The sequence below is a fragment of the Streptomyces sp. NPDC053048 genome, from assembly GCF_044547045.1.
Classification (GTDB): Bacteria; Actinomycetota; Actinomycetes; order Streptomycetales; family Streptomycetaceae; genus Streptomyces.
Map to the genome: position 1 here is coordinate 175,322 of NZ_JBITZS010000011.1, position 26,923 is coordinate 202,244.

At 70.7% G+C, this 26,923-nt stretch carries 27 protein-coding genes; 4 read left to right on the forward strand and 23 right to left on the reverse strand.

Annotated features, from left to right (window positions below; translation table 11 throughout):
* Positions 1-134: 134 nt before the first annotated feature.
* Positions 135-785, reverse strand: a complete 651-nt coding sequence (locus tag ACIG36_RS28455) for a TetR/AcrR family transcriptional regulator (RefSeq protein ID WP_399933778.1) — start codon at positions 783-785, stop codon at positions 135-137.
* Between the two features lie 79 nt (positions 786-864).
* Between ACIG36_RS28455 and ACIG36_RS28460 the strand changes: the two genes are divergently transcribed.
* From ACIG36_RS28460 to ACIG36_RS28470, 3 genes are read left to right on the forward strand one after another with little or no spacing between them, the layout of a single operon-like run.
* The gene (locus tag ACIG36_RS28460; RefSeq protein WP_399933781.1) at positions 865-1,662 is read left to right on the forward strand and encodes an ABC transporter ATP-binding protein; all 798 of its coding nucleotides are present in this window, start codon (positions 865-867) and stop codon (positions 1,660-1,662) included.
* Between the two features lie 13 nt (positions 1,663-1,675).
* On the forward strand, positions 1,676-2,428 hold the full coding sequence (locus ACIG36_RS28465; RefSeq protein WP_399933783.1) for an ABC transporter permease: 753 nt from the start codon (positions 1,676-1,678) through the stop codon (positions 2,426-2,428).
* Positions 2,429-2,438: 10 nt separating this feature from the next.
* A complete protein-coding gene (locus ACIG36_RS28470; protein ID WP_399933786.1) occupies positions 2,439-3,011 on the forward strand; it encodes a cob(I)yrinic acid a,c-diamide adenosyltransferase in 573 nt (190 codons plus the stop codon).
* Positions 3,012-3,077: 66 nt separating this feature from the next.
* Here the strand turns inward: ACIG36_RS28470 and ACIG36_RS28475 are convergent, their stop codons facing one another.
* The 3 genes from ACIG36_RS28475 to ACIG36_RS28485 form a co-directional block, all read right to left on the reverse strand.
* Complete coding sequence (locus ACIG36_RS28475; RefSeq protein WP_399933788.1) at positions 3,078-5,129, reverse strand: glycosyl hydrolase family 18 protein; 2,052 nt, start codon at positions 5,127-5,129, stop codon at positions 3,078-3,080.
* A 141-nt stretch (positions 5,130-5,270) separates the two neighbouring features.
* The gene (locus ACIG36_RS28480; RefSeq protein WP_399933790.1) at positions 5,271-5,930 is read right to left on the reverse strand and encodes a response regulator; all 660 of its coding nucleotides are present in this window, start codon (positions 5,928-5,930) and stop codon (positions 5,271-5,273) included.
* On the reverse strand, positions 5,927-7,117 hold the full coding sequence (locus ACIG36_RS28485; protein ID WP_399933793.1) for a sensor histidine kinase: 1,191 nt from the start codon (positions 7,115-7,117) through the stop codon (positions 5,927-5,929). Before ACIG36_RS28485 ends, ACIG36_RS28480 begins: the two co-directional genes overlap by 4 nt.
* A 159-nt stretch (positions 7,118-7,276) precedes the next feature.
* Here ACIG36_RS28485 and ACIG36_RS28490 point away from each other — a divergent pair, with 159 nt between their 5' ends.
* Positions 7,277-7,882, forward strand: a complete 606-nt coding sequence (locus ACIG36_RS28490) for a hypothetical protein (RefSeq protein ID WP_399933796.1) — start codon at positions 7,277-7,279, stop codon at positions 7,880-7,882.
* On the opposite strand, the gene ACIG36_RS28495 is transcribed toward ACIG36_RS28490, so the two are convergent.
* The 19 genes from ACIG36_RS28495 to rho all read right to left on the reverse strand — a co-directional run bounded on the left by ACIG36_RS28495 (position 7,879) and on the right by rho (position 26,740).
* Entirely contained in the window at positions 7,879-8,328 is a 450-nt protein-coding gene (locus tag ACIG36_RS28495) for a DUF2550 domain-containing protein (RefSeq protein ID WP_399933799.1), read from the reverse strand. The genes ACIG36_RS28490 and ACIG36_RS28495 overlap by 4 nt on opposite strands.
* Before the next feature lie 119 nt (positions 8,329-8,447).
* Positions 8,448-8,822 (reverse strand): F0F1 ATP synthase subunit epsilon, encoded by a 375-nt coding sequence (locus tag ACIG36_RS28500; RefSeq protein ID WP_399933803.1) that lies wholly within the window; start codon positions 8,820-8,822, stop codon positions 8,448-8,450.
* 112 nt (positions 8,823-8,934) lie between these two features.
* Positions 8,935-10,377 carry a F0F1 ATP synthase subunit beta gene (atpD, locus tag ACIG36_RS28505; protein ID WP_399933805.1) on the reverse strand — a complete coding sequence of 481 codons (1,443 nt, stop codon included), beginning with the start codon at positions 10,375-10,377 and terminating at the stop codon, positions 8,935-8,937.
* Complete coding sequence (locus ACIG36_RS28510; RefSeq protein ID WP_399933808.1) at positions 10,378-11,322, reverse strand: F0F1 ATP synthase subunit gamma; 945 nt, start codon at positions 11,320-11,322, stop codon at positions 10,378-10,380. It abuts the gene before it with no gap.
* 2 nt (positions 11,323-11,324) lie between these two features.
* Positions 11,325-12,896 (reverse strand): F0F1 ATP synthase subunit alpha, encoded by a 1,572-nt coding sequence (gene atpA, locus ACIG36_RS28515; protein WP_399933811.1) that lies wholly within the window; start codon positions 12,894-12,896, stop codon positions 11,325-11,327.
* A 143-nt stretch (positions 12,897-13,039) separates the two neighbouring features.
* Complete coding sequence (locus ACIG36_RS28520; protein WP_399933814.1) at positions 13,040-13,855, reverse strand: F0F1 ATP synthase subunit delta; 816 nt, start codon at positions 13,853-13,855, stop codon at positions 13,040-13,042.
* Positions 13,852-14,415, reverse strand: coding sequence for a F0F1 ATP synthase subunit B (locus tag ACIG36_RS28525; RefSeq protein WP_399933816.1), 564 nt, complete (start codon positions 14,413-14,415; stop codon positions 13,852-13,854). Before ACIG36_RS28525 ends, ACIG36_RS28520 begins: the two co-directional genes overlap by 4 nt.
* 43 nt (positions 14,416-14,458) lie before the next feature.
* Positions 14,459-14,710: an ATP synthase F0 subunit C gene (atpE, locus tag ACIG36_RS28530; protein ID WP_087926250.1), complete on the reverse strand. Its 252-nt coding sequence runs from the start codon at positions 14,708-14,710 to the stop codon at positions 14,459-14,461.
* A 76-nt stretch (positions 14,711-14,786) separates the two neighbouring features.
* Positions 14,787-15,581: a F0F1 ATP synthase subunit A gene (gene atpB, locus ACIG36_RS28535; RefSeq protein ID WP_399933965.1), complete on the reverse strand. Its 795-nt coding sequence runs from the start codon at positions 15,579-15,581 to the stop codon at positions 14,787-14,789.
* Positions 15,582-15,860: 279 nt separating this feature from the next.
* Positions 15,861-16,298 (reverse strand): hypothetical protein, encoded by a 438-nt coding sequence (locus tag ACIG36_RS28540; protein WP_399933820.1) that lies wholly within the window; start codon positions 16,296-16,298, stop codon positions 15,861-15,863.
* A gap of 238 nt (positions 16,299-16,536) precedes the next feature.
* A complete protein-coding gene (locus ACIG36_RS28545; protein WP_399933823.1) occupies positions 16,537-17,850 on the reverse strand; it encodes an MraY family glycosyltransferase in 1,314 nt (437 codons plus the stop codon).
* Positions 17,851-17,962: 112 nt separating this feature from the next.
* Positions 17,963-19,279 (reverse strand): serine hydroxymethyltransferase, encoded by a 1,317-nt coding sequence (gene glyA / locus ACIG36_RS28550; protein ID WP_399933826.1) that lies wholly within the window; start codon positions 19,277-19,279, stop codon positions 17,963-17,965.
* 100 nt (positions 19,280-19,379) lie between these two features.
* The gene (locus ACIG36_RS28555) at positions 19,380-20,033 is read right to left on the reverse strand and encodes a protein-tyrosine-phosphatase (protein WP_399933829.1); all 654 of its coding nucleotides are present in this window, start codon (positions 20,031-20,033) and stop codon (positions 19,380-19,382) included.
* Positions 20,030-20,677: an L-threonylcarbamoyladenylate synthase gene (locus ACIG36_RS28560; RefSeq protein ID WP_399933831.1), complete on the reverse strand. Its 648-nt coding sequence runs from the start codon at positions 20,675-20,677 to the stop codon at positions 20,030-20,032. Before ACIG36_RS28560 ends, ACIG36_RS28555 begins: the two co-directional genes overlap by 4 nt.
* Positions 20,678-20,739: 62 nt before the next feature.
* Entirely contained in the window at positions 20,740-21,585 is an 846-nt protein-coding gene (gene prmC / locus ACIG36_RS28565) for a peptide chain release factor N(5)-glutamine methyltransferase (RefSeq protein ID WP_399933834.1), read from the reverse strand.
* A gap of 83 nt (positions 21,586-21,668) precedes the next feature.
* A complete protein-coding gene (gene prfA, locus ACIG36_RS28570) occupies positions 21,669-22,748 on the reverse strand; it encodes a peptide chain release factor 1 (protein ID WP_399933837.1) in 1,080 nt (359 codons plus the stop codon).
* A gap of 120 nt (positions 22,749-22,868) precedes the next feature.
* Complete coding sequence (gene rpmE, locus ACIG36_RS28575; protein WP_399933840.1) at positions 22,869-23,093, reverse strand: 50S ribosomal protein L31; 225 nt, start codon at positions 23,091-23,093, stop codon at positions 22,869-22,871.
* A gap of 176 nt (positions 23,094-23,269) precedes the next feature.
* A complete protein-coding gene (locus ACIG36_RS28580) occupies positions 23,270-24,376 on the reverse strand; it encodes an LCP family protein (RefSeq protein ID WP_399933843.1) in 1,107 nt (368 codons plus the stop codon).
* Between the two features lie 336 nt (positions 24,377-24,712).
* A complete protein-coding gene (rho, locus tag ACIG36_RS28585) occupies positions 24,713-26,740 on the reverse strand; it encodes a transcription termination factor Rho (RefSeq protein ID WP_399933846.1) in 2,028 nt (675 codons plus the stop codon).
* Positions 26,741-26,923 lie beyond the last annotated feature (183 nt).

Sequence of the window (26,923 nt, forward strand, 5' to 3'; positions counted from 1 at the left end):
GCCCGGAGATTAGCGCCCGTCGGCGCGCCGTTGGGCAGGAAGAGATGCGCGTCACGTCCCGAATGACGGACGTCACACTGAGACGGCCGGACGCCGTGCCCCACGGTGCAGTTGAGCCACTCGAGCCCCACTGATCACAGGACGAGCCGCCGGGCGTAGCCGCGCAGCCGCTCGCTCAACAGGCCCTCGATCTCGTCCAGCAGGACGAGCGCCGCCCGCGAGGTCCCGGCGGCCGTGCGCCCCGCCACCATCTCGTGCTGGATGAACTCCACGACGTGCCCCTGCACCCAGCCCAGCTGACTGGCCACCAGGGCCGGCATCAGCCCGCCGTCACCCTCCCCCTCCGCGCCCGCCTCCTGAGCCAGGACGGCGGTCAGCGATTCGGTGGCCCTGCGGTGCATGTCCAGCAGGCGGGAGCGCAGCGCCTGCGACTCGCCGATGACGCGCAGGAAGCGGTCGTAGCCGTCGATGAGGCCGAGGCGCGGCGAGACGGCCACCGCCTCGGCGCGCAGTGAGCGCAGCACGGCGTCGGCGGCCGACTCACCGGCGGGGCGGCCACGGACGACAGTGGCCAGCCACTCGACGGCGTCGTGCTCGCGGTCGAGGAAGAGGTCTTCCTTCGCCGGAAAGTAGTTGTAGACGGTATTGACCGATACGTCCGCCGCCTTCGCGATCTCCGCGATGGTGACGGCGTCGAAGCCGCGCTCCAGGAACAGGCCGGTCGCCACATCCGAGATGTGCTGCCTGGTCTGCCGCTTCTTCCGTTCCCTGAGTCCTTCGGTCATGGCCTCATCGTAGCTTCGCTGGGCTCCATGAAAATTTGGAGTCATTGCAAAATTTAAGCGACTCTGTTTTTCTTGCGGCATGGACGCACCGGCTCCCCTCAGCATCAGCGCCTCCGGGCTGACCCGGACCTTCACCACCCCGCGCGGGCCCGTCGACGCCGTGCGCGGCATCGACCTGGCCGTCCGGCGCGGCGAGATCCTCGGCTTCCTCGGCCCCAACGGGGCGGGCAAGTCGACCACCCTGCGCATGCTCACCACGCTCCTCGCCCCCACCGGCGGCACCGCGGCCGTCGCCGGCCACGACCTCGTCCGCGACCCCGCCGGCGTGCGCCGGCGGACCGGCTACGTCGCCCAGTCCGGGGGCACGGACCCGGCCGTGTCGGTCCGCGAGGAACTCGTCACCCAGGGCCGCCTCTACCGCCTGCGCCGGCCCGCCGCCGAGGCGCGCGCCGCGGAACTGGCCGGCGAACTCGGCCTGACCGAACTGCTCGAGCGGCCCTGCGGCGCGCTCTCCGGCGGGCAGCGGCGCCGCCTCGACCTCGCCATGGCCCTCACCCACCGCCCCGAGGTGCTCTTCCTCGACGAACCCACCACCGGCCTCGACCCCGGCAGCCGCGCGGACCTGTGGGACCTCGTCCGCCGCATCCGCTCCGAGTGGGACACGACCGTCCTCCTCACCACCCACTACCTCGACGAGGCCGACGCGCTCGCCGACCGCCTGGTCGTGGTCGACCGGGGAACGGTCGTCGCCGAGGGCACCCCGGCCGGCCTCAAGGCCCGCTACGCAGGCTCCCCCGGCGCCACCCTGCAGGACGCCTTCCTCGCCATCACCGGGCGCACCGCCGCGCCCCAGGTCCCGGCGCCCGTCGCCGTCTAGAAAGCGGACACCGATGCCTCTCCTCTCCGACACCGCCATCGTCTACGGCCGCTACGCCCGCCAGACCCTGCGCTCGAAGCCCGCCATGACCTTCGGCGCGCTCATGCCCGCGCTCTACCTCGTCCTCTACGGCCCCCTGCTCACCGGCATGCCGCTCGGCGGCGCGGGCAGCTCCTGGCAGGTCCTGGTGCCGGGCCTGCTGCTCCAACTCGGACTGTTCGGCTCGACGTTCGCCGGGCTCGGGCTGGTCGCCGAGAGGCAGAACGGCGTGGTCGAGCGGATGCGGGTGACGCCGGTCAGCCGGCTCGCCCTGCTGCTGGGCAGGGTGCTGATGGACACCACGCTGCTGCTCTTCCAGGCCGCGCTGCTCGTCCTCGTCGCCCTGGCGATGGGCCTGCGCGCCCCGCTGCCCGGCGTCCTCATCGGCTTCGCCTTCACCGCGGCCCTGTCGCTGTCCCTGGCGTCGCTGTCCTACGCGCTGGCCATGAGGATCGCCGCCCCGCGCGTCTTCGCCCCCGTCGTCAACGCCCTCACCATGCCCTCGATGCTGCTCTCCGGGCTGCTGCTGCCGATGTCCCTGGCCCCCGGCTGGCTGGACGCCCTCTCGCACGTGATGCCGCTGCGCTACCTGGTGGACGCCGTGCGCGCCGCCTTCACCGGCGACTACACCGCACCGGCGCTGCTGACGGGCACGGTGGCCGCCGTATCGCTGATGGCCGTCTCGGTGACGGCGGGCACACGGTACTTCCGGCGGGCCGGGGCCTAGGCTCGTAGGCATGGTCAATCTGACGCGCATCTACACCCGCACCGGCGACGACGGCACGACCGCCCTCGGCGACATGAGCCGGACCGTGAAGACCGACACCCGGATCGCGGCGTACGCCGACGCGAACGAGGCGAACGCCGCGATCGGGGTGGCCATCGCGCTGGGACAGCTGCCGGCGGACGTCGTCAAGGTGCTGGTACGGGTCCAGAACGACCTCTTCGACGTGGGCGCCGACCTGGCCACCCCCGTCGTGGAGGAGCCGGAACACCCGCCGCTGCGGGTCGAGCAGTCCTACATCGACAAGCTCGAGGCGGACTGCGACCACTTCCTGGCCGACCTGGAGAAGCTCCGCAGCTTCATCCTCCCCGGCGGCACACCCGGCGCCGCCCTGCTGCACCAGGCCTGCACGGTCGTCCGCCGCGCGGAGCGCTCCACGTGGGCGGCGCTGGAGATGCACGGCGACATCATGAACCACCTGACGGCGACCTACCTCAACCGCCTGTCGGACCTGCTGTTCATCCTGGCCCGCACGGCGAACAAGGAGCGGGGCGACATCCTCTGGGTGCCGGGCGAGAACCGCTGAGACCACGTAGGGAAGACCGGGGAGACGGGGGGCCGCTCCGTCTCCCCGGTCGTTTCGGGGCGGGCGCTAGCCCAGGCCGCTGACGACCGCGTTCATCAGCGTGCCGCGGTCACCGGACATCTCCCAGATCATGACGCCTCCGAGGCCCTTGGACTTCAGCCAGGCGGTCTTCTTGCCGATGGACCACGCGTCGTCGAACGTCCACCACTGGCCCTTGTCGCCGGTGTAGCCGTACGTGGCGACGGCCGCCTCGTCGTGGTGCACCGTCAGGTTCGGCACCGACGCCATGAGGTTGTCGTAGCCACGCGTTCCGGCTTCCTCGGGGAACTGGCCGGGGGCCGCGCCGCCGGCCGGCTGCCAGGCGCCGCGTTCGCCGCCGTCGGCGACCTGCTGCCAGCCCCGGCCGTAGAAGGCCAGGCCCACCACGACCTTGCGGGGGTCGACGCCCGCGTCCAGGTACGTCCGCACGGTCGTCTCCACGCTGAACTTGGTGGTGTAAGGGTCCTTGGCGTCCTGGTAGAGGTTGCCCTGGTGGCCGGTGCGGTTGGGCTCCCAGCTGTTGTCGCTGCCGGAGCCGTGGAAGTCGTAGCCCTGGACGTTGGCGAAGTCCATGGAGTCCAGGACGCTGGGCGTGCCGTCCTTGGTGGTGATGTCCCAGCCGGCCTCGATCTTGGCGGGGTCCGCCGGGGTGAAGGCGGTGAGCAGGTACTTCCGGCCCGTGGTGGTGCTCAGCGCGTCGAGCTGCCTGCGGAACTCGGCGAACAGCAGGGTGTTGTTGGCCTTGTCGTCCTTCGAGACGTGGTTGCCGGCGTGGCCCTCGGCGCCCGGCCACTCCCAGTCGATGTCGAAGCCGTCGAAGATCCCGGCGGCGACGCCCGCGCCGCCGCGCCCGCCGGTCGTCGGCAGGTCGCCCTTGATGTACATGTCGATGCAGGACTTGACGAACTTCTGCCGCGAGGCGTCGGTCCGGGCGACGTCCGAGAAGTACTTGCTGTACGTCCAGCCGCCGATGGACATGTTCACCTTGAGCCTGGGGTACTTGGCCTTGAGCTTGCGCAGCTGGTTGAAGTTGCCCGCCAGCTTCTGGTCCCAGGTGTCGCCCACCCCGTCGACGGACTCGCCGGCGCCGAAGCCCTTCTCGTAGTCGGCCCAGGCGTCACCGGCGCCGTCGCCCTGGTTGGGGTCCTGGGGGTTGGGGCTGGTGGCCTTGGTGACGCCGTTCAGGCAGGTGAGGTTGACGGGGTCGATGTTGGAGAACGAGTAGTTGATGTGCGTGAGCTTGCCGGCGGCGCCCGTGGTGTCGAGGGACTTCACGGTGTAGCCGCGGCCGTAGATGCCCCACTGCACGAAGTAGCCGGCCTTCACCGGCTCCCCGCCCGGCTGCGGCTCGCTGCCACCGCCGGTGGTGCGCACGGTCAGCGCCGGGCTCGCGGGCCCGGTCTGGTCGGCACTGTCGCGGGCGACGACCGTGTAGGAGTAGTCGGTGCCCGCCGTCAGCCCGGTGTCGGTCCAGGCGAGTTTGGCGACGGTGGCCACCTTCGTCTTGCCCCGGTAGACGTCGTAGTTCTTGACGCCCTTGTCGTCCGTGGCGGCCGTCCACTTCAGGGAGACGGAGTTCTCGGTCACGGCCGTCGACGTGGGCCTGCCCGGCGCGCCCGGCGGGGCGTCGGCCGGCGGGGAGCCGTCGCAGGCGCCGCCGTCGAGCCGGCAGCCGGAGGGCTCGCCGTCGCCCGAGGCGACGAAGCCGAAGCGGACGGCCCCGCCGGGCGGGACAGTGCCGTTGTACTCGCGGTTCTTCGCGGTGTAGTGCGTGCCGGAGCCGGTGACCAGGGCGTCCCAGAAGGAGGCGACCGTGGTGCCGGAGGGGAAGTCCCACTCCACGGTCCAGCCGTTGATGGCGGTGGTGCCGGTGTTCTTCACCGTCCATTCGGCCTGGAAGCCGGTTCCCCAGTCGGAGGTCTTGACGAAGGTCGCCGTGGCCGAGGGGCCGGCGGGCGCGGCGTGGGCCGGGCCCGCCGGGCCGGCCAGGGTGGCGGCGGGTATGAGCAGCGCGGCGAAGGCCGTCACCAGGGCGGTGGGTATGAGGCGTCTGTGTCGTCCCGAGGTTCCTGTGCTCAAGCGGCTCAAGGGGGTCTCCCCGAGTGAGATCCGGACAGGGTGGGGGGTGCCGTTGCGCTGGTGCGTGGGGTTGCCGTTGTGGGGGTGTGCGTCGGTGGGGGTGCGCTTGTGAGGGGAGCGTAAGAAGGTCCGTACCAATGGTCAAGAGGTCTGGACCAGACCCAACTCCCGTGCCAGCACCGCCGCCTGTACCCGGCTGCGCAGCTCCAGCTTCCCCAGCAACCGGCTGACGTGCGTCTTGACCGTCGCCTCCGCCATCCCCAGGCGCGCCCCGATCTCCGCGTTCGACAGCCCCTCCCCCACCTGGGCCAGCACCTCCCGCTCGCGCCGCGTCAGCGCGTCCAGCACCGCCGCGTCCGGCCCGCCGGGCGTACGGGCGGGACCGGGCCGCGCGAACTCGGCGATCAGCCGGCGCGTGACCGCCGGGGAGATCAGCCCCTCGCCCCGCGCCACCGTCCGCACCGCCGCCACCAGGTCCGCCGCCTCGCTGTCCTTGAGCAGGAAGCCCGCCGCGCCCGCCCGCAACGCCCCGAAGACGTACTCGTCCAGGTCGAACGTGGTCAGCACCAGCACATCGGCGAGCTGCTCGGCGGTGATCTGCCGGGTGGCGGACACCCCGTCCAGGCGCGGCATCTGCACGTCCATCAGCACCAGGTCCGGCCGCAGCTCGCGGGCCAGCCGCACGGCCTCCTCGCCGTCGCCCGCCTCCCCGACGACCTCGACGCCCGTCGCCGAGCGCAGAATGAGCACCAGGCCCGACCGCACGGCGGCCTGGTCCTCGGCGACAACGACCCGGATCATCGTTTCTCCTCCTCGTCCACGGGCAGTCGGGCCCGCACTTCCCACACCTTGCCGTCACCCGCCACCGGACCGGCCAGCAGTTCCCCGCCCAGCAGCGCCACGCGCTCGCGCATGCCGGTGAGCCCCGCCCCGGCCCCCGGGGCGCGCGGCCCCGACCGGTCGCCGAGCGGACTGACCACCCGTACCTCGAGCGCCCCGGGCTCCCGGGCCAGCTCCACTCTCACCACGCCCGGCGCCGCATGCTTGACCGCGTTGGTCAGCGACTCCTGCACGATGCGGTACGCCGCCAGCTCCACCGGCGCGGGCAGCCGGCCCGGCCCCCGCCCGTCGCTCAGGACGAAGGAGAAGCGGTCGTCGCGCACGGCGGTGCGGGCCCGCTCCAGCAGCGCGTCGAGCCCGGCGAGCGTGGGGGTGGGCGCGGGCTCGTCCCGGCCGGCCGCGTCCCTGAGCAGGCCGATCAGGCGGCGCATCTCGGCGAGCCCCTGGACGCTGTTCTCCCGGATGACGCCCAGCGCCTCCCGGGACGCCTCCGGTTCGTCGATCGACAGGGCGGCGGAGGAATGTATCGCGATGGCGGACAGATGCCCGGCCACCATGTCGTGCAGCTCGCGCGCCATCCGGGCGCGCTCGGCGACCACCGCCTCGCGCCGGTCCAGCTCGGCCAGCAGCGCGGTGCGCTCGGCCGCCAGCCGGGCGGCCTCGGCCCGGTCCCGGTGGACGCGCACGCCCACGCCCGTCCAGGCCGGGACGACGGTGATGACGCCCAGACCCATGCCGAGCAGCAGCCCGGTCGCCTGCTGGGTGATCACGACGGCCATCAGGGTGCCCAGCACGGTCACCACCTCGGTGACGCGCGGGATGAGCCGGTAGGCGGCCGGCGGCCCGTAGAGCACCGCCGCGTAGACCAGGTCCGTGAACATCGCGACGTTCGCCACGAGGCTGCCCGCGCACACGTCGACCGCGAGCGCGCCCATCCCGATGGCCAGGGCCGTCATCGGGGCATGGCGGCGCACCAGCTCGGCCCCGGCCATGACGACGAGCGCGACCAGCGCGAACCGCCCCGGCAGCGTCGACGCGGGATCGCTGCGCAGCCCCAGCGCGTACAGCAGGACGCCGCCGAGCAGCCCGGCGAGCGCGATGAGGACGGCGTCGCGGTCGGGCGGACGAAGCGGGAGACGGAGCGGCATGGGTCCATCTCAGCACGTGGGAGCGGGTGCGGTCGTCACCTGCCGGAGCCTTCCCCGCCGCCGCGGGTACATCGAAGGATGCAGTCCGGGATCGTTACGCGCGACGACGAAATGGCCGGTCAGGGCCGTGACGATGGTGGGGAGGGAAGGGAGAGACCCGTGATCGTCACGTTGATCGTCGCCTGTGAAGTGGGCTTCTGGCTCCTGCTGGCCGCCGGGCTGAGCCTGCGCTACCTGGCCCGGATGCCCCGGGCGGGAGTCGCCGTGCTGCTGCTGGAGCCCCTGCTGGAGCTGGTGCTGCTGATCGTCACGGCGATCGACCTGAAGAACGGCGCCACACCGGGCCTGAAGCACGGCCTGGCCGCCGTCTACATCGGCTTCTCGGTGGCGCTCGGCCACTCGATGATCAAGTGGGTCGACCAGCGCTTCGCCCACCGCTTCGCCGGGGGCCCGCCGCCGGTCAAGCCGCCGAAGTACGGCATGGCCCGGACGGTGCACGAGTGGAAGACGGCCGGCCAGTGGGTGCTGGCCGCGGTGATCGCCATGGCGCTGCTGCAGGGGGCCGCCTGGTACGTCGGCGACTCGGGCGACATCAGCTCGCTGCGGAACTGGCAGACCAAGATGCTGTTCGTGATCGGCATCAATGTGGCCATCGCGCTGAGCTACACGATCTGGCCGAAGGAGCCCAAGGAGCCGGAGAAGGGAGAACCGGGTCAGGGAGACCCGGGGCACGGGGAAAAGGCCGGACTGGCCGAACGGCACTAGGCGACGTTGACGCGCTGCCCCGGCGGGGCGGCCTCCAGCCAGGCGAGGAAGCCCGTCAGGGCGTCCTCGCTCATCGCCAGTTCCAGGCGCGTGCCCCGGTGCAGACAGGCCAGCACGGTGGCGTCCGACAGCAGCGCCAGCTCCTCCTCGCCCTGCGGGGTGCGCCGCTCCAGCACCTCGATGGAGTCGCGCTCCAGCACCCGGCGCGGCCGGGGGGCGTACGAGAAGACCCGGAACCACTCGATCCGGTCACCGTTGTAGCGAGCGACCCCGTACACCCAGCCCTTTCCGGCGGGTTCGGGGTCGTCCTCGGGAACGTTCCAGCGCAGGCTGCAGTCGAAGGTGCCGCCGGACCGCTGGATGAGCCGTCTGCGCAGCCCGAAGACGAAGAGCCCCACCAGCACCAGCAGTACGACGATGCCGCTCACGAGCAGAGCGAGGACCATCTCCACCGACCTCCTCGCGTCAACTAGAACTGCACCTGCGTTATTGCCTCAGCCGCGGACCGCCCTGGAGTGTTCCAGGCCGGCCCGCGGCTGAGGGTCGTACTCGAAGCGGAGGCGGGCTAGCGAACGCCCGTGACCGCCTTCAGCCGGACATCCGCGCGGCGCTCGGCGGCCGCGTCGGCGTCCGCCTTGGCACGCTCGAGCGCCCGCTCGGCACGCTCGACGTCGATCTCGTCGGCGAGCTCCGCGATCTCGGCGAGCAGCGAGAGCTTGTTGTCCGCGAACGAGATGAATCCGCCGTGCACCGCGGCGACGACATTGCCCTCGGCGGTCTTGATGGTCACCGGGCCAGACTCCAGCACACCGAGCAGCGGCTGGTGGCCGGGCATGACGCCGATGTCACCCGATGTGGTACGCGCGATGACCAGAGTGGCCTCGCCGGACCAGACGCTTCGGTCCGCCGCGACCAGCTCGACGTGCAGCTCAGCAGCCAACGTGGCTCCTCGGGTCTCCACCCGCCGGGTGTGGCGGGTGTTGGGTCAAAGAATAGGGGACGTACGGACCGGGGGCGGGGCAGCCCCGCCCCCGGCCGTCAGAGCGCGTGGCTCAGGAGACGCCCAGCTCCTTGGCGTTGGCCTTGAGGTCCTCGAGGCCACCGCACATGAAGAACGCCTGCTCCGGGAAGTGGTCGAACTCACCGTCGCAGATCGCGTTGAACGCGGCGATGGACTCGTCCAGCGGAACGTCCGAACCGTCGACACCGGTGAACTGCTTCGCCGCGTGGGTGTTCTGCGACAGGAAGCGCTCGACGCGACGGGCGCGGTGGACGACCAGCTTGTCCTCTTCGCCCAGCTCGTCGATACCGAGGATCGCGATGATGTCCTGGAGGTCCTTGTACTTCTGCAGGATGCCCTTGACGCGGGAGGCCGCGTTGTAGTGGTCCTGGGAGATGTAGCGCGGGTCCAGGATGCGGGACGTCGAGTCCAGCGGGTCCACCGCCGGGTAGATGCCCTTCTCCGAGATCGGACGCGACAGAACGGTCGTGGCGTCCAGGTGGGCGAAGGTCGTCGCCGGGGCCGGGTCGGTCAGGTCGTCCGCGGGGACGTAGATCGCCTGCATGGAGGTGATCGAGTGACCACGGGTCGAGGTGATGCGCTCCTGGAGGAGGCCCATCTCGTCGGCGAGGTTCGGCTGGTAACCCACCGCGGACGGCATGCGGCCGAGCAGGGTGGAGACCTCGGAACCGGCCTGGGTGAAGCGGAAGATGTTGTCGATGAAGAACAGCACGTCCTGCTTCTGCACATCGCGGAAGTACTCCGCCATGGTCAGACCGGCCAGGGCGACGCGCAGACGGGTGCCCGGGGGCTCGTCCATCTGGCCGAAGACCAGCGCGGTCTTGTCCAGAACGCCGGACTCTTCCATTTCCGCGATGAGGTCGTTGCCCTCACGCGTGCGCTCACCGACACCGGCGAACACGGAAACACCCTCGTGCAGCTTCGCCACACGCATGATCATTTCCTGGATCAGAACGGTCTTGCCGACACCGGCACCACCGAACAGACCGATCTTGCCGCCCTTGACGTACGGGGTGAGAAGGTCGACGACCTTCAGACCCGTCTCGAACATCTCGGTCTTGGACTCGAGCTGGTCGAACGCCGGGGCCTTGCGGTGGATGGACCAGCGCTCGGTGACCTCGGCCTCGGCCTCGGGCTCGTTCAGGATCTTGCCCAGGGTGTTGAACACCCGGCCCTTGGTGACGTCACCGACGGGGACGGTGATGCCGTCGCCGGTGTCGGTCACGGCGGCCTGGCGGACCAGGCCGTCGGTGGGCTCCATGGCGATGGCGCGCACCAGGCCCTCGCCCAGGTGCTGCGCGACCTCGAGCGTCAGGATCTTCTTCTTGCCGGCCTCGGCCGGGTCGGAGACCTCGACGGTCAGGGCGTTGTAGATCTCCGGCATGGCGTCGACGGGGAACTCCACGTCGACGACCGGGCCGATGACCCGCGCGACGCGGCCCGTCGCCGTGGCCGTCTCAACAGTGGTGGTCATTTATCGGTCACTCCCCGCGGTCGCGTCGGCCAGAGCGCTGGCGCCACCGACGATCTCGCTGATTTCCTGGGTGATGTCGGCCTGGCGGGCCGCGTTGGCAAGCCGCGTGAGCGACTTGATGAGCTCTTCGGCGTTGTCGGTCGCCGACTTCATCGCCCGGCGGCGGGCCGCGTGCTCGGAGGCGGCGGCCTGCAGCAGGGCGTTGTAGATCCGGGACTCGACATACCGCGGGAGCAGTGCGTCGAGCACACCCTCGTCCGACGGCTCGAAGTCGTAGAGCGGCAGGAGCTTGTCCTTAGCCACCTCCGACTCCTCGACCGTGCCCGCGGCGTCAGCCGCAGATGTCTCGGCGAGACTCAGCGGCAGCAGCCGCTTGTCGACCGGCGTCTGCGTCATCATCGACACGAATTCCGTGAAGACGATGTGCAGCTCGTCCACGCCGCCCTCGGCCGTGTCCGTGAGGACGGCCTCGATGAGGGGGCCGGCGACCCGCTTGGCGTCGGCGTAGGTCGGGCTGTCGGTGAAGCCCGTCCAGGAGTCGACGACCGGGAGCTCGCGGAAGCCGTAGTACGCGACGCCCTTGCGGCCGACGATGTACGTGACGACGTCCTTGCCGTCCGCCTTGAGGCGGTCGGTGAGCTGGCCGGCGGCCTTGATCGCGTTGGCGGAGTAGCCGCCGGCCAGACCGCGGTCGCTCGTGACGAGCAGGATCGCGGCCCGGGTCGGGTTCTCCACCTCGGTGGTCAGGGCGTGCTTGGTGTTGGAGCCGGTGGCAACCGCGGTCACTGCCCGGGTGAGCTCACTGGCGTACGGAGTCGACGCGGCCACCTTGCGCTGTGCCTTGACGATGCGCGAGGCGGCGATCATCTCCATCGCCTTGGTGATCTTCTTGGTCGCGGAGACGGTCTTGATCCGCCTCTTGTAGACCCGGAGCTGGGCACCCATGCTCAGCCCTCGCCCAGCAGCTTGCCGTCCGAGGTCTCGAACTGCTGCTTGAAGGACGCGATCGAGTCGCCCACGGACTGCAGCGTGTCGTCGGACATCTTGCCGCCCTCGCGGATGCTGTCCATCAGGCCCTTGTGCTCGCGGTGCAGGTAGTCCAGCAGCTCGCGCTCGAAGCGGCGGATGTCCTCGACCGGAACGTCGTCCATCTTGCCGGTGGTGCCGGCCCAGATGGAGACGACCTGGTCCTCGGTGGAGTACGGGGCGTACTGGCCCTGCTTCAGCAGCTCGACCATGCGCTTGCCGCGCTCCAGGGCGGCCTTGGAGGCCGCGTCCAGGTCGGAACCGAAGGCGGCGAACGCCTCGAGCTCACGGAACTGGGCGAGGTCCACACGGAGGCGGCCGGAGACCTGCTTCATGGCCTTGTGCTGGGCGGAGCCACCGACACGGGAGACCGAGATACCGACGTTCAGCGCGGGGCGCTGACCGGCGTTGAACAGGTCCGACTCCAGGAAGCACTGGCCGTCGGTGATGGAGATGACGTTGGTCGGGATGAACGCCGACACGTCGTTCGCCTTGGTCTCGACGATCGGCAGACCCGTCATCGAGCCGGCGCCCATCTCGTCGGAGAGCTTGGCGCAGCGCTCCAGCAGACGCGAGTGCAGGTAGAAGACGTCACCCGGGTAGGCCTCACGGCCCGGCGGGCGGCGCAGCAGCAGGGAGACGGCACGGTAGGCGTCGGCCTGCTTCGAGAGGTCGTCGAAGACGATCAGGACGTGCTTGCCCTGGTACATCCAGTGCTGGCCGATGGCCGAGCCGGTGTAGGGGGCGAGGTACTTGAAGCCGGCCGGGTCGGACGCCGGAGCCGCGACGATCGTCGTGTACTCCAGGGCGCCGGCCTCCTCCAGCGCGCCGCGCACGGACGCGATGGTGGAGCCCTTCTGGCCGACGGCGACGTAGATGCAGCGGACCTGCTTCTTCGGGTCGCCGGAGCGCCAGTTGTCGCGCTGGTTGATGATCGTGTCGACGGCCAGCGCGGTCTTGCCGGTCTGGCGGTCACCGATGATCAGCTGACGCTGGCCACGGCCGACCGGGGTCATCGCGTCGACGGCCTTGTAGCCGGTCTCCATCGGCTCGTGGACCGACTTACGGACCATGACGCCGGGGGCCTGCAGTTCGAGGGCGCGGCGGCCCTCGGTCGCGATCTCGCCGAGGCCGTCGATCGGGTTGCCCAGCGGGTCGACGACGCGGCCGAGGTAGCCCTCGCCGACCGCGACGGAGAGCACCTCACCGGTGCGCTGCACCGGCTGGCCCTCCTCGATGCCGCTGAACTCGCCGAGGACGACCGCACCGATCTCGCGCTCCTCGAGGTTGAGGGCGAGACCGAGGGTTCCGTCCTCGAACCGCAGCAGCTCGTTCGCCATGGCCGAGGGAAGACCCTCGACCTTCGCGATGCCGTCGCCGGCAACGCTGACCGTACCGACCTCCTCGCGCGAGGCCGCGTCCGGCTTGTACGCCTGGACAAAGTTCTCCAGTGCGTCCCGGATCTCCTCCGGCCGGATCGTGAGCTCCGCCATCTGGGTTCCCTGCTCTCCTTGTTGGGCCCGAAGTAATTCTGGGGGGTCTGGGGACTTGCTCCCGCGGCGGTTGCCGCGGGCCCCCAGAGGACACCGTCGACCCAACTCGGGCCGTCAGTACATGCTCTTGAGTTGGTGGCTGGTCAGCCGGCCATCCGACGGCCCGCCTCGGCGAGCCGGTCCGCGATGGTCCCGTTGATGACCTCGTCGCCGATCCGCACCTGGATGCCGCCGATGACCTCGGGGTCGACGTCCAGGTTGAGGTGGACACGCCGTCCGTACAGCTTGGCGAGCGCGTCACCGAGGCGCTGCTTCTGCTGATCGCTCAGCGGCACCGCGGAGGTGACCTCGGCGACCATGCGGTCGCGGCGGTCGGCGGCCAGCTTGGAGAGGGCGTTGAGCCCACCTTCCAGGCTACGGCCACGCGGCGCGGTCACCAGCCGGACGACCAGGCGCTCGGTGACCGGGTTGGCCCGGCCGCCCAGCAGCTCGCGCAGCAGGCCCGCCTTGGCGGACTTCTCCGCGACCTTGTCGGTCAGCGCGGCCCGCAGGTCCGCGGTGGAGGTGACGATCCGGCCGAAGCGGAACAGCTCGTCCTCGACGTCGTCCAGGTCGCCGGCGCGCTCGGCCGCGATCAGGTCGGCGCCGGAGGCCAGCTCCTCGGTCGCGTCCACCAGGTCGCGCGAGCGCGACCAGCGGGAGCGGACCATGCCGGCCACCAGGTCGGCGCACGCGTCGCCCACCTGGCCGCCCAGCAGACGCCGGGCCAGCTCGGACTTGGCCTCGCCGGACTGCGCCGGGTCGGTCAGGACCCGACGCAGCGACACCTCGCGGTCGAGCAGCGCCGTGACGGCGGCCAGCTCCTCGGCCAGCTTCGCGGCGTCGACGGACGTGTTGTCCGCCAGCGCGTCGAGGCTCTCGCGTGCGGAGGCCAGGGCCTCCCGGCTCGCTCCGCTCATCGGGTGGCCTCGGCCTTCGTCACGTCGGCCGGCTTGCTCTCGAGCGCGTCGAGGAAGCGGTCGATGGTGCGGCTCTGGCGGGCGGAGTCCGCGAGGGACTCGCCGACGATCCGGCCGGCCAGGTCGATGGCCAGCTGGCCGACGTCCTGACGCAGCGTGGCCGCGGCGGCCTTGCGGTCGGCCTCGATCTGGGCGTGACCGGCAGCGATGATCTCCTCACGCTGCCGCTGGCCCTCGGACCGCATCTCGGCGATCAGCGCGACGCCCTGCTCCTGCGCCTCCTGGCGCAGACGCGCGGCCTCGTGGCGGGCGTCGGCGAGCTGAGCCCGGTAGTCCTCGAGGACCTGCTGCGCCTCGTCCTGGGCGGCCTTGGCCTTCTCCATGCCGCCCTCGATGGCGGCACGGCGCTCGTCCAGAACCTTGTTGATGTTCGGGAGAAGCTTCTTGCCGAGGAAGACGAAGACGATCAGGAAGGCGACCAGGCCGATGACGAGCTCTGGGATCGGCGGGAGAAGGGGGTTCTCCAGCTCCCCTTCGGACGCCAAATTCAGGGCGTACACATCAGTGCCTTTCGTCGAAAAAGGTGGTCGTCAGGCGCTGCGATCAGGCAGACGGGTAGACGAACGGCATGACCAGACCGATCAGGGCGAGCGCCTCACAGAAGGCGAAGCCGAGGATCTGGTTGGCGCGGATCAGGCCGGCGGCCTCGGGCTGGCGGGCCAGGGCCTGGGTGCCGTTACCGAAGACGATGCCGACGCCGACGCCGGGGCCGATCGCGGCGAGGCCGTAGCCGATCGAGCCCAGGTTGCCCTTGATCTCGACACCAGCGGCGATGGTCTGGAGAGCAGCAGACATGCTCGTTCTTCCTTCTCTTTCACGGACCGGTGGGGGTTGGCCACCGGACGATTGTTGGACTGGGCAGGCGAGGTGCTCAGTGGTGCTCGGCGAGCGCGCCCTGGATGTAGTTCGTGGCCAGCAGGACGAAGACGTACGCCTGGACGGCCTGGATGAAGAGCTCGAAGCCGGTCATCACGATGGTCATCACGAACGAGACACCGGCGTAGGCGATGCCGATGCCGTTCAGCAGGTACCAGCTGGCGATGGTGAACATCAGGATCAGCAGGTGACCGGCGAACATGTTGGCGAAGAGCCGGACGGCGTGGGTGAACGGCCGGACCAGCACGTTCGAGAAGAACTCCAGGATCACGGCCAGCGGGAGAACGCCACCGAGCGACTTGTCGTAGCCGGTGATGTTCTTCAGACCGCCGACGAAGCCGTGGCGCTTGAAGGTCAGGTACATCCACATGACGTAGACGATCAGCGCGAGCGCTGCCGGGAAGGCGATGATCGAGGTCACGGGGAACTGGGCGACCGGAATGATCGACCAGAGGTTCATGATCCAGACGAAGAAGAACAGCGAGACCATGAAGGGGACGTACTTCTCGCCCTCCTTCTTGCCGAGCGCCTCGTAGACGATGCCCCGGCGGACGAAGTCGTAGCCCGCCTCTCCCACCATCTGGAGCTTGCCCGGGACCACCTTGGCCTTGCCGAATGCCGCCCAGAAGAACCCGATGACGATGACCGTGGTGATCACGGCCAGCAGCATCGGCTTGTTGAAGTCGAAGCCGCCAATGCTGAAGATCGGTTCAAACAAGAACGAGTGGAGGCCTGGGGCCGGGAAGCCGCACCCATCGAAGATGTGGCAATCGGTCTCGAAGGCGAGCATCTGGTCAGCACTCACCGCGAGCTCCTTCAGCGTGGCGCATAGGTACGGCAACCTCGTTGTGTCGGCGCGGCGCACAGCCGCGGAACGGCACTGGACTGGTCTTGCGGATGGGGGGGCAGGTGACCGGCGCGGAACCGATCGGCGTAAGCGGCATCAGCTGCATGGACCGCCGATCGCGTCCCGGGAAACTCGGGAGTTCAGCTGCCTGCGCCCACTGTGCCTCAGATGGCACCGGACGATAGCAGGTGAGCGCTCGAGCACTTATCCCGGGCCTACCTGTCACGACGCGGACCCGGCTGGCGCGGACTTCTTCGCGTCGGCGGAATCCGGATCCACATAAAAGATCTTGGCCTTCAGGTACGCCCGCGTCTGGGCGGCGGTCCACACGAGGACCGCGGCCAGGAGGGCGAAGGCGAAGGCACGGGTATTGAAGAGCGACGTGTCCCGGAAGACCGCGAGAACGACGGCCGAGATCAGGAACTGCGTCACATAGAGCACCAGGCCCATGGCCTGGAACAGGTGCGGAAACGACTTGGCGGTGCGCTGGAGAACGACCAGGCCCATGGCCATGATCCCGCCTCCCACGGCTGTGCCGACGGCGGCACCGATTCCCCCCTTGCCGCCGGCGAGCACCGAGCCGGCGACGACGGCGACGACGCCGGCGACGGCGGTCGGGACGGCGCACTGCAGAAGTGTTCGGGCGTCGTTGGACTGCATGAAGGGTTTCTCCGGCGAAGTCGGAAGCAACGATTCGTCGTGGACGAGCGTATCCCCGGGAGCGAGACACGGCTCGCCACGAGGGACCGTCGCACTACGGTCCTTCGGCTCTATCACTCGGGTTTCGTGAACGGTATCACAAACTATTTGATGAGGTCTTTACCTACATCGTGTGCCGGACGTCACACGCAAGGGTCAATCCGCTGGTCATCGGGCTGACGGACCCCCCGTTCCTCTGCTATGCGGGCCCGCTGGGAACCTTCCGGGTGTGCGCGAAACGTGACCTGTCGCCGATGGCCGTGGCCCCGTGGAGACCGGCCGGAACGGGCTCCCGGCGCTCCGTCGCGGCGGCGGTGACCGGCTCGGCCGCGGGGGCCGGAACGGCCCGCCGGCGGTAGCGCGGCGGCACGAATCGCTCGGCCCAGCGAGGGGCCCGCGGAGTGAATCGCGGCATCAGCAGCAGCACCAGTCCGACCGCGCTCAGCACCACGACGAGCAGCAGGATCCAGACACTCGCCGAATTCACGGAATAGGCCACCGCGCCGAATGCGATGAGGGCCGACCAGAAATACATGATCAACACCGCTCGGCTGTGCGAGTGACCGATTTCCAGCAGCCGGTGGTGCAGATGTCCCCGGTCCGCGGCGAACGGCGACTGGCCCTTCCAGGTGCGCCGCACGATCGCCAGCAGCAGGTCCGCCACCGGCACCGCGATGACCGTCAGCGGCAGCAGCAGCGGGATGTAGACCGGCACCATGGCATTCACGGCCGCCCGCTCCGAGCCCGCCCACAGCTTGAGCGCGTCCGGGTCGACCTGCCCGGTGATGGAGATGGCGCCCGCCGCCAGGACCAGCCCGATGAGCATCGAGCCGGAGTCGCCCATGAAGATCCGCGCGGGGTGCATGTTGTGCGGCAGGAAGCCCAGGCACATGCCCATCAGGACCGCCGCGAACAGCGTCGCCGGGGCGGCGGACTCCAGACCGTGGCCGAACCACATCCGGTAGGCGTACATGAAGAACGCGGCGGCGGCGATGCAGACCATGCCCGCGGCCAGGCCGTCCAGGCCGTCGACGAAGTTCACCGCGTTGATGGTGATCACCACCAGCGCCACCGTCAGCAGCGTGCCCTGCATCGGGGTCAGCGAGACCGTGCCCACCCCGGGGATGGGGATGAACAGGATCGTCAGGCCCTGCAGCACCATCACGCCGGCGGCGATCATCTGCCCGCCCAGCTTGACCAGGGCGTCCACGCCCCACTTGTCGTCCAGCACGCCCAGCAGCCAGATCAGGCCGGCGCCCGAGAGCAGCGCCCGTGGCTCGTTGGACAGCTCGAAGACGGACTTGAGGTTGGACAGGTGCGCGGCCACCAGCAGCCCCGCGCACAGCCCGCCGAACATCGCGATACCACCGAGCCGTGGCGTGGGTTCCCGGTGCACGTCGCGCGCGCGGATCTCCGGCATGGCGCCCGCCAGGATCGCGAACTTCCGCACCGGGCCCGTCAGCAGATAAGTGACCGCCGCGGTGACGCACAACGTCAGCAGGTATTCACGCACGGGCTGCCCCAGGGATCGCGCTGGACATCACAGCCTCACACCATATTCGCGTCCGCCCCGGAACCGTGAATGGGCTGGAAGACGTACGCCACCGCCCGGCGGTTCCAAATGATCACATGTGGGACCGATACGGGGGGAACCTTCCGGCCAGCTCCGCCACCTCCACCCGGACCTCGCCCTCCCGCCGGTCGCCCCGCAGCGCGGCCCCCATCAGCGCCCCGATCCGGGCCATCTCCGCCTCCCCCATGCCCTGCGTGGTCACCGCCGCCGTGCCCAGCCGCAGGCCGCGCGCGCTGCCCCCGGCCAGCCCGCAGGTGTCCAGGACCATCCCGGCCGCGGCGAGCCGCCCGCGGGCCGTGGCGCCGTCCAGGGCGAGCGGGGCGGCGTCGGCGGTGATCAAGTGCGTGTCGGTGCCTCCCGTGCCGATCAGCAGGCCCTCACCGGCCAGCGCGGCGGCCAGCGCGCGGGCGTTGGCGACCACCTGATGGGCGTACGCCGTGAACGCGGGCGCCGCCGCCTCCCCGAAGGCGACCGCCTTGGCCGCGACGGTGTGCATCTGGGCGCCGCCCTGGGTGAACGGGAACACCGCCCGGTCGAGCCGCTCGGCCAGCCGCGCCCCGCACAGGATCAGCCCGCCCCGCGGCCCGCGCAGCACCTTGTGCGTCGTGGCGCAGACGACGTCGGCGTACGGGACCGGACTGGGCGCCGCTCCCCCGGCGACCAGCCCTATGGGGTGCGCGGCGTCCACCACGAGGTAGGCGCCCACCTCGTCGGCGATCTCGCGGAAGGCCGCGTAGTCGGGGTGGCGGGGATAGGACATCGAGCCGCAGACGATGGCCCGGGGCATGCGGTCCCGGGCCAGGGCGCGGACCTCGGCGTAGTCGATCAGGCCGGTGTCCTCGTCGAGCCCGTAGGCGGCGAAGTCGTACCAGCGGCCCGAGAAGTTGGCCGGAGAGCCGTGGGTGAGGTGGCCGCCGTGCCGCAGGGACATGGCCAGCACCGTGTCGCCGGGGTGCAGCAGCGCGGCGTAGGCGGCCAGCACGGCGGCGGTGCCGGAGTTCGGCTGGACGTTGGCGTGCTCGGCGCCGAAGAGGGCCTTGGCGCGCTCGGCGGCGATGCGCTCGGTGAGGTCGACGAGCTCGCAGCCGCCGTGGTGGCGGGCACCGGGATAGCCCTCGGCGTACTTGTTGGTGAGCGGCGAGCCGAGAGTGGCCAGAACGGCGGGTGAGGTGAAGTTCTCGGCAGCGACGAGCTGGAGCCCGGTCGCCTGGCGCTCGGTCTCGGCGAGCAGGAGCCCGGCGATCTCGGGGTCCTGCCGGCGCAGCGACTCGAATCCGCCGCCCCACGACGGGTGGAGCCGGCCGTGCTCCGCGGCTCCTTCGGCGGCGGGCGCGCTGGCGCCCCTGGCGGGCGTGTGGGTGACGGACATCGCCGGCTCCGGACTGTGCGGCGCGATGGGTCTCAGCACCCACTGTAGGCCCGTGCACAGGCATATGCCCGGTCTGGCGGGCCCGCGGCGGGCCCGGGTCTCAGGAGCGGGCCGCAACTCCCGTGAGCGCGGTGACGACCGGGTCGAGCGCCTGGTTGATCTCGTCGCCGATGGAGCGGAAGAAGGTGATCGGGGCACCGTACGGGTCGTGGACCTCGTCGGCCTCCGCACTGGGCGCCAGCAGCCAGCCGCGCAGCGCCGCCGCGGCCTGCACCAGGGCGCGGGCGCGCTCGACGACGCCGCCGGCCTGCTCGGGGTCCGGCAGGGTGGCGGGGTCTATGGCCCGTACCAGCCGGGTGAACTCCTTCAGGGTGAAGGTGCGCAGGCCCGCCGAGTGGCCCATGGAGATGACCTGGGCGCGGTGGTCGCGGGTGGCGGTCAGCACCAGGTCGGCCCGGATGACGTGCTCGTCGAGCAGCTCACGGCCGGTGAAGCCGTGCGCGTCGGCGCCGAAGTCGGCCAGGACGGTGGCGGCGTGGGCCTCCATGGGGGCGCCCTCGTGCCCCCAGGTGCCGGCGCTCTCCACCACCAGGCCGCCCGCGGCGGGGTCGCCCAGGCGGTGGGAGAGGGCATGCCGGGTCAGCCGCTCGGTGATGGGCGAGCGGCAGACGTTGCCGGTGCTGACGTGGAGGATGCGGAAAGTGTCGGTGGTGGTGTCCGGTCCCGCTATGCCACGCCCCTGCGGGGCGATCAATTGGCCACCTCGAGGTCGGGTACCACCTCGCGGAGCTGCTCGGCGCTGATGGCGCCGGCGCGCAGCAGGACGGGCACCTTGCCGGTGACGTCCACGATGGAGGACGGCACGTCGGCCGGGGTGGGGCCGCCGTCGAGGTAGACGGAGACGGAGTCGCCGAGCATCTCCTGCGCGGCGTCGCAGTCCTGCGGGGCGGGGTGGCCGGTGAGGTTGGCGCTGGAGACGGCCATCGGGCCGAACTCGGTCAGCAGCTCGATGGCGACCGGGTGCAGCGGCATCCGCACGGCGACGGTGCCGCGGGTCTCGCCCAGGTCCCAGGTCAGCGAGGGCTGGTGCTTGGCGACGAGGGTGAGGGCGCCGGGCCAGAAGGCGTCGACGAGCTCCCAGGCCTGCTCGGAGAAGTCCGTGACGAGGCCGTGCAGGGTGTTCGGGGAGCCGATGAGGACGGGCGAGGGCATGCCCCGGCCACGGCCCTTGGCCTGCAGCAGGTCGCCGACGGCCTCGCGGCTGAAGGCGTCCGCACCGATGCCGTAGACGGTGTCGGTGGGCAGCACGACCAGCTCGCCGCGGCGCACCGCGGCGGCGGCTTCGCGCAGACCGGTCCTGCGGTCGGTCGCGTCGCTGCAGTCGTATCGCCGTGCCATCTAACGGACCTCCTCGTACAGGGCGAACAGGGCAGAAGTCTGGGGGGCCGGGGATGCCGCCGTCACGGCATGGCCTTGCGCGCGGTGGCGAAGCGGGGCCGGTTGTTCAGGTCGGGGTGGTCGGCGGCGTCCGCCCAGCCCCGCTCCTCGGTGAAGATCCACGGCACCTGGCCGCCCTGGGTGTCGGCGTGCTCGATGACGACGACGCCGCCGGGGCGCAGCAGCCGGTGCGCGGTGCGCTCCAGGCCGCGGATGGTGTCCAGGCCGTCCTCGCCGGAGAAGAGCGCCAGCTCCGGGTCGTGGTCGCGGGCCTCGGGGGCGACGTACTCCCACTCGGTGAGGGGGATGTAGGGCGGGTTGGAGATCACCAGGTCGACCTGGCCGTCCAGCTCGGGCAGGGCCTGCAGCGCGTCGCCGTGGTGCAGCTGGACGCGGGAGCCCTCGATGTTCTTGCGGGCCCAGCTCAGGGCGGTGTCGTCCAGCTCGACGGCGTGCACGCGCGAGCGCGGCACCTCCTGGGCGAGGGCCAGGGCGATGGCGCCGGAGCCGGTGCACAGGTCGACGATGAGCGGCTCGACGACGTCCATGGCCCGCACGGCGTCTATGGCCCAGCCGACGACCGACTCGGTCTCGGGCCGGGGCACGAAGACGCCCGGCCCCACCTGGAGCTCGAGGTAGCGGAAGAAGGCGCGGCCGGTGATGTGCTGCAGCGGCTCGCGGGCCTCCCGGCGCGCGACGGCCTCCCAGTAGCGGGCGTCGAAGTCGGCGTCCTTGACGTTGTGCAGCTCACCGCGCTTGACGCCGTGCACGAAGGCGGCGAGCTCCTCCGCGTCGAAGCGCGGGGACGGTACGCCGGCGTCGGCCAGCCGCTGAGTGGCCTGCGCCACCTCTGCTAGCAGCAGGTTCACGTTGTTCCTCTCGCGTCGGCGCCCCGGTCGTCCGTGATGGCCGGACGGGCTCGATTCTTGTGCACCGGTCTACCGCACTCCGGTCAGCTCGCGGCGGCGAGCTTGGCCGCCGAGTCGGCGTCCACACAGGCCTGGATCACCGGATCCAGCTCTCCGTCGAGCACCTGGTCCAAGTTGTACGCCTTGAACCCCACCCGGTGGTCCGAAATGCGGTTCTCCGGGAAGTTGTAGGTGCGGATCTTCTCGGAGCGGTCGACGGTGCGGACCTGGCTGCGGCGGGCGTCGGCCGCCTCGGCCTCGGCCTTCTCCTGGGCGGCGGCCAGCAGCCGGGAGCGCAGGATGCGCAGCGCCTGCTCCTTGTTCTGCAGCTGGCTCTTCTCGTTCTGGCAGGAGGCCACGACGCCGGTCGGCAGGTGGGTGATGCGCACGGCCGAGTCGGTGGTGTTGACGGACTGGCCGCCGGGACCGGAGGAGCGGTAGACGTCGATCCGCAGGTCGTTCATGTTGATCTCGACGTCGACCTCCTCCGCCTCGGGGGTGACGAGCACGCCGGCGGCGGAGGTGTGGATACGGCCCTGCGACTCGGTGGCGGGCACGCGCTGGACGCGGTGGACGCCGCCCTCGTACTTCAGCCGGGCCCAGACGCCCTGGCCGGGCTCGGTGGCGCCGTTGCCGCCCTTGGTCTTCACGGCGACCTGGACGTCCTTGTAACCGCCGAGCTCGGACTCGGTGGAGTCGATGATCTCGGTCTTCCAGCCGATCCGCTCGGCGTAGCGCAGGTACATGCGCAGCAGGTCGCCGGCGAAGAGCGCGGACTCGTCGCCGCCGGCACCGGCCTTGATCTCGAGGATGACGTCCTTGTCGTCGCTGGGGTCGCGGGGGACGAGCAGCAGGCGGAGCTTCTCGGTGAGCCCCTCGCGCTGCTTCTCCAGGTCCTTGACCTCGGCGGCGAAGTCGGGGTCGTCCGCGGCGAACTCGCGGGCGGTCTCGATGTCGTCCCCGGCCTGCTTCCAGGAGCGGTACGTCCCGACGATCGGCGTCAGCTCGGCGTAGCGCTTGTTGAGCTTGCGTGCGTTGGCCTGGTCCGCGTGCACGGCGGGGTCGGCGAGCCGCTTCTCGAGGTCGGCGTGCTCACCGATCAGTTCCTCGACTGCCTCGAACATGGGGTTTCCCTAGCTGCTGGAAGTGACGGGCCTGCGGGCCTTCGGGCCTGCTGGACGACAAAGCGCCGGTCCGGTGGCCCAGCCGGGGCTGGGCAACCGAGGACCGGCGCCTGCGGGTCGCTACTTCTTGGCCGACCCGGCGGTCTTGCCGAAGCGGGCCTCGAACCGCGCCACGCGGCCACCGGTGTCGAGGATCTTCTGCTTGCCCGTGTAGAACGGGTGGCACTCGGAGCACACGTCGGCGCGGATGGCGCCTTCGGCGACGGTGCTACGGGTGGTGAACGAGGCGCCACAGGTGCAGCTGACCTGGGTCTCGACGTACTCCGGGTGGATGTCGCGCTTCAAGGGTTCTCCTAGGTTCGGGAGGGCACCGGGTCGTAGAGGCGGGATTGCCTTACGTGAACCGGGGCCGACGTACCAGTCTGCCAGTACTGGCCGTATCCCCCAAAACGGGGGGTGGCGGCCGGGTATTCCCGGCGGCCCGGTGCCGGAGGCGGCGCCTCCGGTGCCGGGCGGCGGTGCTACTTGACCACGCCGTCGGCGTCGGTCTTCTGGCTGTCGCCGAGGGCGGCCTTCGGGATCTCCCGGTCCGCGAGCAGGGCCTTCCAGACCTGCTCGGACTCGGCGGGCAGCGGCACCACCCGGTCGGGGTCCCGGGGGTCGGCACCCACCGGCAGGGTGATCATGTGCATGTCCTCCGAGCCGATGCCCTTGAGGCCGCCCGCGAAGCTGTAGAGCTTGTCGACGGTGTTCAGCTCGCGGTCGGTGGTCAGCGCCTTGGTGGCGGTGTCGGCGATGCCGTAGAGCTTGGTGGGGCTGGTGAACAGCCCGATGGACTTCACCTGGTCCAGCAGCGCCTTGATGAAGGCCTGCTGGAGCTTGATCCGGCCGAGGTCGCTGCCGTCGCCGACGCCCTTGCGGGTGCGCACCAGGCCGAGGGACTGCTCGCCGTCGAGCTTGTGGGTGCCCGGCTCGAGGTCGAGGTGGCTGGACTTGTCGTGGATGGCCTTGGTCGTGGTGACCTCGACCCCGCCCAGCTTGTCGATGAGCTTCTGGAAGCCGGCGAAGTCGACCTCGAGGTAGTGGTCCATGCGGATGTTCGTCATGGCCTCGACGGTCTTGACCGCGCACACCGCGCCGCCGATCGTGTACGCCTCGTTGAACTGGGCGCGCTTGACGGCCGGGCTCCGCTTGCCGCCGGTGGTGGTGCACTCCGGGCGGGGGACGATCGTGTCGCGTGGGATGGAGACGACGCTGGCCTTCTTGTGGCCCGCGTAGACGTGCAGGATCATCGCGGTGTCGGAGCGGGAGGTGCCCTCGTCCCTGCCGTACTTGCCGTTGTCGCCGGCCCGCGAGTCGGAGCCGAGGACGAGGATGTCCTGGGAGCCGTTGTCGACGTTGTCCGGGCGGTTCTTGCCCAGGGCCGCGTTGATGTCGACGCTGTGCAGGTTGCCGTTGAACTTGAAGTAGAGGAAGCCGAGCCCCGCGCCTGTGGCGAGCACCACGGCCGCCGTGCTCCAGGCGGCTATTCGCCGGCCCTTGCGGCGCACGGGCGGCTTGCGGCGGCGGCCGCGCTTGCCACCGCGGCGGTGCGAGCCCGCCCGCGGGCTCCTGCTCTCGTCGGCCATGCGCTCCTCAGTCCTTGTCGTCTCCGTGCCCCCTGCTGGTTGACGGGGAAGTCTGCGCCAGGGTTGCACAGCGGATTCTGAGGAGAGTCTTAGGAAATCTCCTGATCACCGGCCGCCCGCAGAGCCGCTTCCACCCCTGCCACCTGCGATTTCGGCCATCCGGAAGGCGTCGGTTCCGGCCAGGCGCGGACGGCCGCGCTGTGGCGGATGTCTCAAAAGGTCACGGGAAGATCACGGCGCCGGGCGGCACGGGGGCGGAACGACCGTCACGGGGCCGGAACGACGGAGCCTCCCCGTCACGGTCGTGACGGGGAGGCTCCGAAGGACGGACGCGGATCAGTCGTTGCCGTTGCCCGGGGCGGGCGTGGTCTTGGCGATCTGCATCAGGAACTCGGCGTTGGACTTCGTCTGCTTCATCTTGTCGAGAAGCAGCTCGATGGCCTGCTGCGAGTCGAGCGCGTGCAGCACCCGGCGGAGCTTCCAGACGATGTTGAGCTCCTCACCGCTGAGGAGGATCTCCTCCTTGCGGGTGCCGGACGGGTCGACGTCCACGGCCGGGAAGATGCGCTTGTCGGCGAGCTTCCGGTCGAGCTTGAGCTCCATGTTGCCGGTGCCCTTGAACTCCTCGAAGATCACCTCGTCCATGCGCGAGCCGGTCTCGACCAGCGCGGTGGCCAGGATGGTCAGCGAGCCGCCGTCCTCGATGTTGCGCGCGGCACCGAAGAACTTCTTCGGCGGGTAGAGCGCGGTCGAGTCGACACCACCGGACAGGATGCGGCCCGAGGCCGGGGCGGCCAGGTTGTAGGCGCGGCCCAGACGGGTGATCGAGTCCAGCAGGACGACCACGTCGTGACCCAGCTCCACGAGGCGCTTGGCGCGCTCGATGGCCAGCTCGGCGACGGTGGTGTGGTCCTCGGCCGGGCGGTCGAAGGTCGAGGAGATGACCTCGCCCTTGACCGACCGCTGCATGTCGGTGACCTCTTCCGGACGCTCGTCGACCAGGACGACCATCAGGTGGCACTCGGGGTTGTTGGTGGTGATCGCGTTGGCGATCGCCTGCATGATCATGGTCTTACCGGTCTTCGGCGGGGCCACGATCAGACCGCGCTGGCCCTTGCCGATGGGGGCGACCAGATCGATGATCCGGGTGGTCAGCACGCCCGGGTCCGTCTCCAACCGCAGGCGGTCCTGCGGGTAGAGCGGGGTGAGCTTGCCGAACTCCGGCCGTCCGCGCCCGTTTTCGGGCGGCATGCCGTTCACCGAGTCCAGGCGGACGAGGGCGTTGAACTTCTCGCGCCGCTCGCCGTCCTTGGGCTGGCGGACCGCACCGGTGACGTGGTCACCCTTGCGCAGGCCGTTCTTGCGGACCTGGGCGAGGGAGACGTAGACGTCGTTCGGGCCCGGCAGGTAGCCGGAGGTCCGGATGAAGGCGTAGTTGTCGAGGATGTCCAGGATGCCCGCGACGGGGATCAGGACGTCGTCCTCGGCGAGCTGCGGCTCGTTGGCGCCGAACTCGTCGCGGCCACGACGACCACGACGGTCGCGGTAACGGCCGCGGCGGCCGCGGCGGCCACCCTCGAAGTCGTCCTCGTCCTGCGGGCCGCCCTGGGGGCCACGGTCGCCGCGCTGCTGGCGGTCGCCCTTCTGGCCGGCCTCGGCGTCGCGGCCACGGCGGTCGCGGTCGCGCTGGCCGCGCTCGCCACGGTCCCCGCGCTCGCGGCGCTCGCCCTTCTGGCCGCGACCCTCGCGGTCCTGGCGCTCGCCGCCCTTGGCGGCCTTGCCCTCGGCGGTGTCCACGGCGGCCTCGGCCTTGGCCTCGGCGCGCTCCTCGGTCCGCACCTCGGTGCGGGTGGCCTCGGCGCGGGCCTCGGCGGCCGGCTCGGGGCTGCCCGCGGCGGCGGTGGCCCGCCGGCGGCGGCGCTCGCCCGCCGGGGCCTCGTCGGCGCCCGGCTGGCCCGGGATCTCGATCTGCTGCTGGGCCGCGGCCTTCTCGGCGGGCTTGTCGGCAGCGCTCTCGCCCGTACGGGCCCGGGAGGTCGCACGGCGCTTCGGCTTGGTCTCGGCGGCCTCCGACGGCGCCGGGGCCTCGGTCTTGGCGGGCGCGGCGGAACCGCCGGCCTGCCTCTCCTTGATGACCTCGATCAGCTGGCCTTTACGCATCCGCGCGGTGCCCTTGATGCCGAGGCCGGAAGCGAGCTGCTGGAGCTCGGCCAGGACCATGGCGTCGAGGCCCGTGCCCGAGCGGCGCCGCTTGGGGGCGGTGGCAGCACCGGTGGCAGGCGCGGCGGGAGCGTCCGTGGCGGGCGCGGAGGCATTGCCGGCGGCGCCGGCGTTCACGCCCATCAGATCGGTGGTGTCGCTCACGAAGGGGTCCTTCCCTGGAGCGGGCGTCGGCCTGTCTGGCTCGGCGACCGGTTGTGCTGTCCGGCTGCGGTCCTGATCTATCGGACCGGGCCGGGGCGGTGGTCCGCCGGTGTACACGGCGGAAGAATCAGTGCATTGGTGCCGGCGTGAAGAATGAGGGAAGGGCACGACATAACGCTTCAC

Bases quoted from the DNA above. Each gene is read 5' to 3' on its own strand.
- ACIG36_RS28455 (WP_399933778.1), bottom strand. From the start codon at position 785: ATGACCGAAGGACTCAGGGAACGGAAGAAGCGGCAGACCAGGCAGCAC.
- ACIG36_RS28460 (WP_399933781.1), top strand. From the start codon at position 865: ATGGACGCACCGGCTCCCCTCAGCATCAGCGCCTCCGGGCTGACCCGG.
- ACIG36_RS28465 (WP_399933783.1), top strand. From the start codon at position 1,676: ATGCCTCTCCTCTCCGACACCGCCATCGTCTACGGCCGCTACGCCCGC.
- ACIG36_RS28470 (WP_399933786.1), top strand. From the start codon at position 2,439: ATGGTCAATCTGACGCGCATCTACACCCGCACCGGCGACGACGGCACG.
- ACIG36_RS28480 (WP_399933790.1), bottom strand. From the start codon at position 5,930: ATGATCCGGGTCGTTGTCGCCGAGGACCAGGCCGCCGTGCGGTCGGGC.
- ACIG36_RS28485 (WP_399933793.1), bottom strand. From the start codon at position 7,117: ATGCCGCTCCGTCTCCCGCTTCGTCCGCCCGACCGCGACGCCGTCCTC.
- ACIG36_RS28495 (WP_399933799.1), bottom strand. From the start codon at position 8,328: ATGGTCCTCGCTCTGCTCGTGAGCGGCATCGTCGTACTGCTGGTGCTG.
- atpD (WP_399933805.1), bottom strand. From the start codon at position 10,377: ATGACCACCACTGTTGAGACGGCCACGGCGACGGGCCGCGTCGCGCGG.
- ACIG36_RS28510 (WP_399933808.1), bottom strand. From the start codon at position 11,322: ATGGGTGCCCAGCTCCGGGTCTACAAGAGGCGGATCAAGACCGTCTCC.
- atpA (WP_399933811.1), bottom strand. From the start codon at position 12,896: ATGGCGGAGCTCACGATCCGGCCGGAGGAGATCCGGGACGCACTGGAG.
- ACIG36_RS28520 (WP_399933814.1), bottom strand. From the start codon at position 13,855: ATGAGCGGAGCGAGCCGGGAGGCCCTGGCCTCCGCACGCGAGAGCCTC.
- atpE (WP_087926250.1), bottom strand. From the start codon at position 14,710: ATGTCTGCTGCTCTCCAGACCATCGCCGCTGGTGTCGAGATCAAGGGC.
- atpB (WP_399933965.1), bottom strand. From the start codon at position 15,581: ATGCTCGCCTTCGAGACCGATTGCCACATCTTCGATGGGTGCGGCTTC.
- ACIG36_RS28540 (WP_399933820.1), bottom strand. From the start codon at position 16,298: ATGCAGTCCAACGACGCCCGAACACTTCTGCAGTGCGCCGTCCCGACC.
- glyA (WP_399933826.1), bottom strand. From the start codon at position 19,279: ATGTCCGTCACCCACACGCCCGCCAGGGGCGCCAGCGCGCCCGCCGCC.
- ACIG36_RS28560 (WP_399933831.1), bottom strand. From the start codon at position 20,677: ATGGCACGGCGATACGACTGCAGCGACGCGACCGACCGCAGGACCGGT.
- prfA (WP_399933837.1), bottom strand. From the start codon at position 22,748: ATGTTCGAGGCAGTCGAGGAACTGATCGGTGAGCACGCCGACCTCGAG.
- ACIG36_RS28580 (WP_399933843.1), bottom strand. From the start codon at position 24,376: ATGGCCGACGAGAGCAGGAGCCCGCGGGCGGGCTCGCACCGCCGCGGT.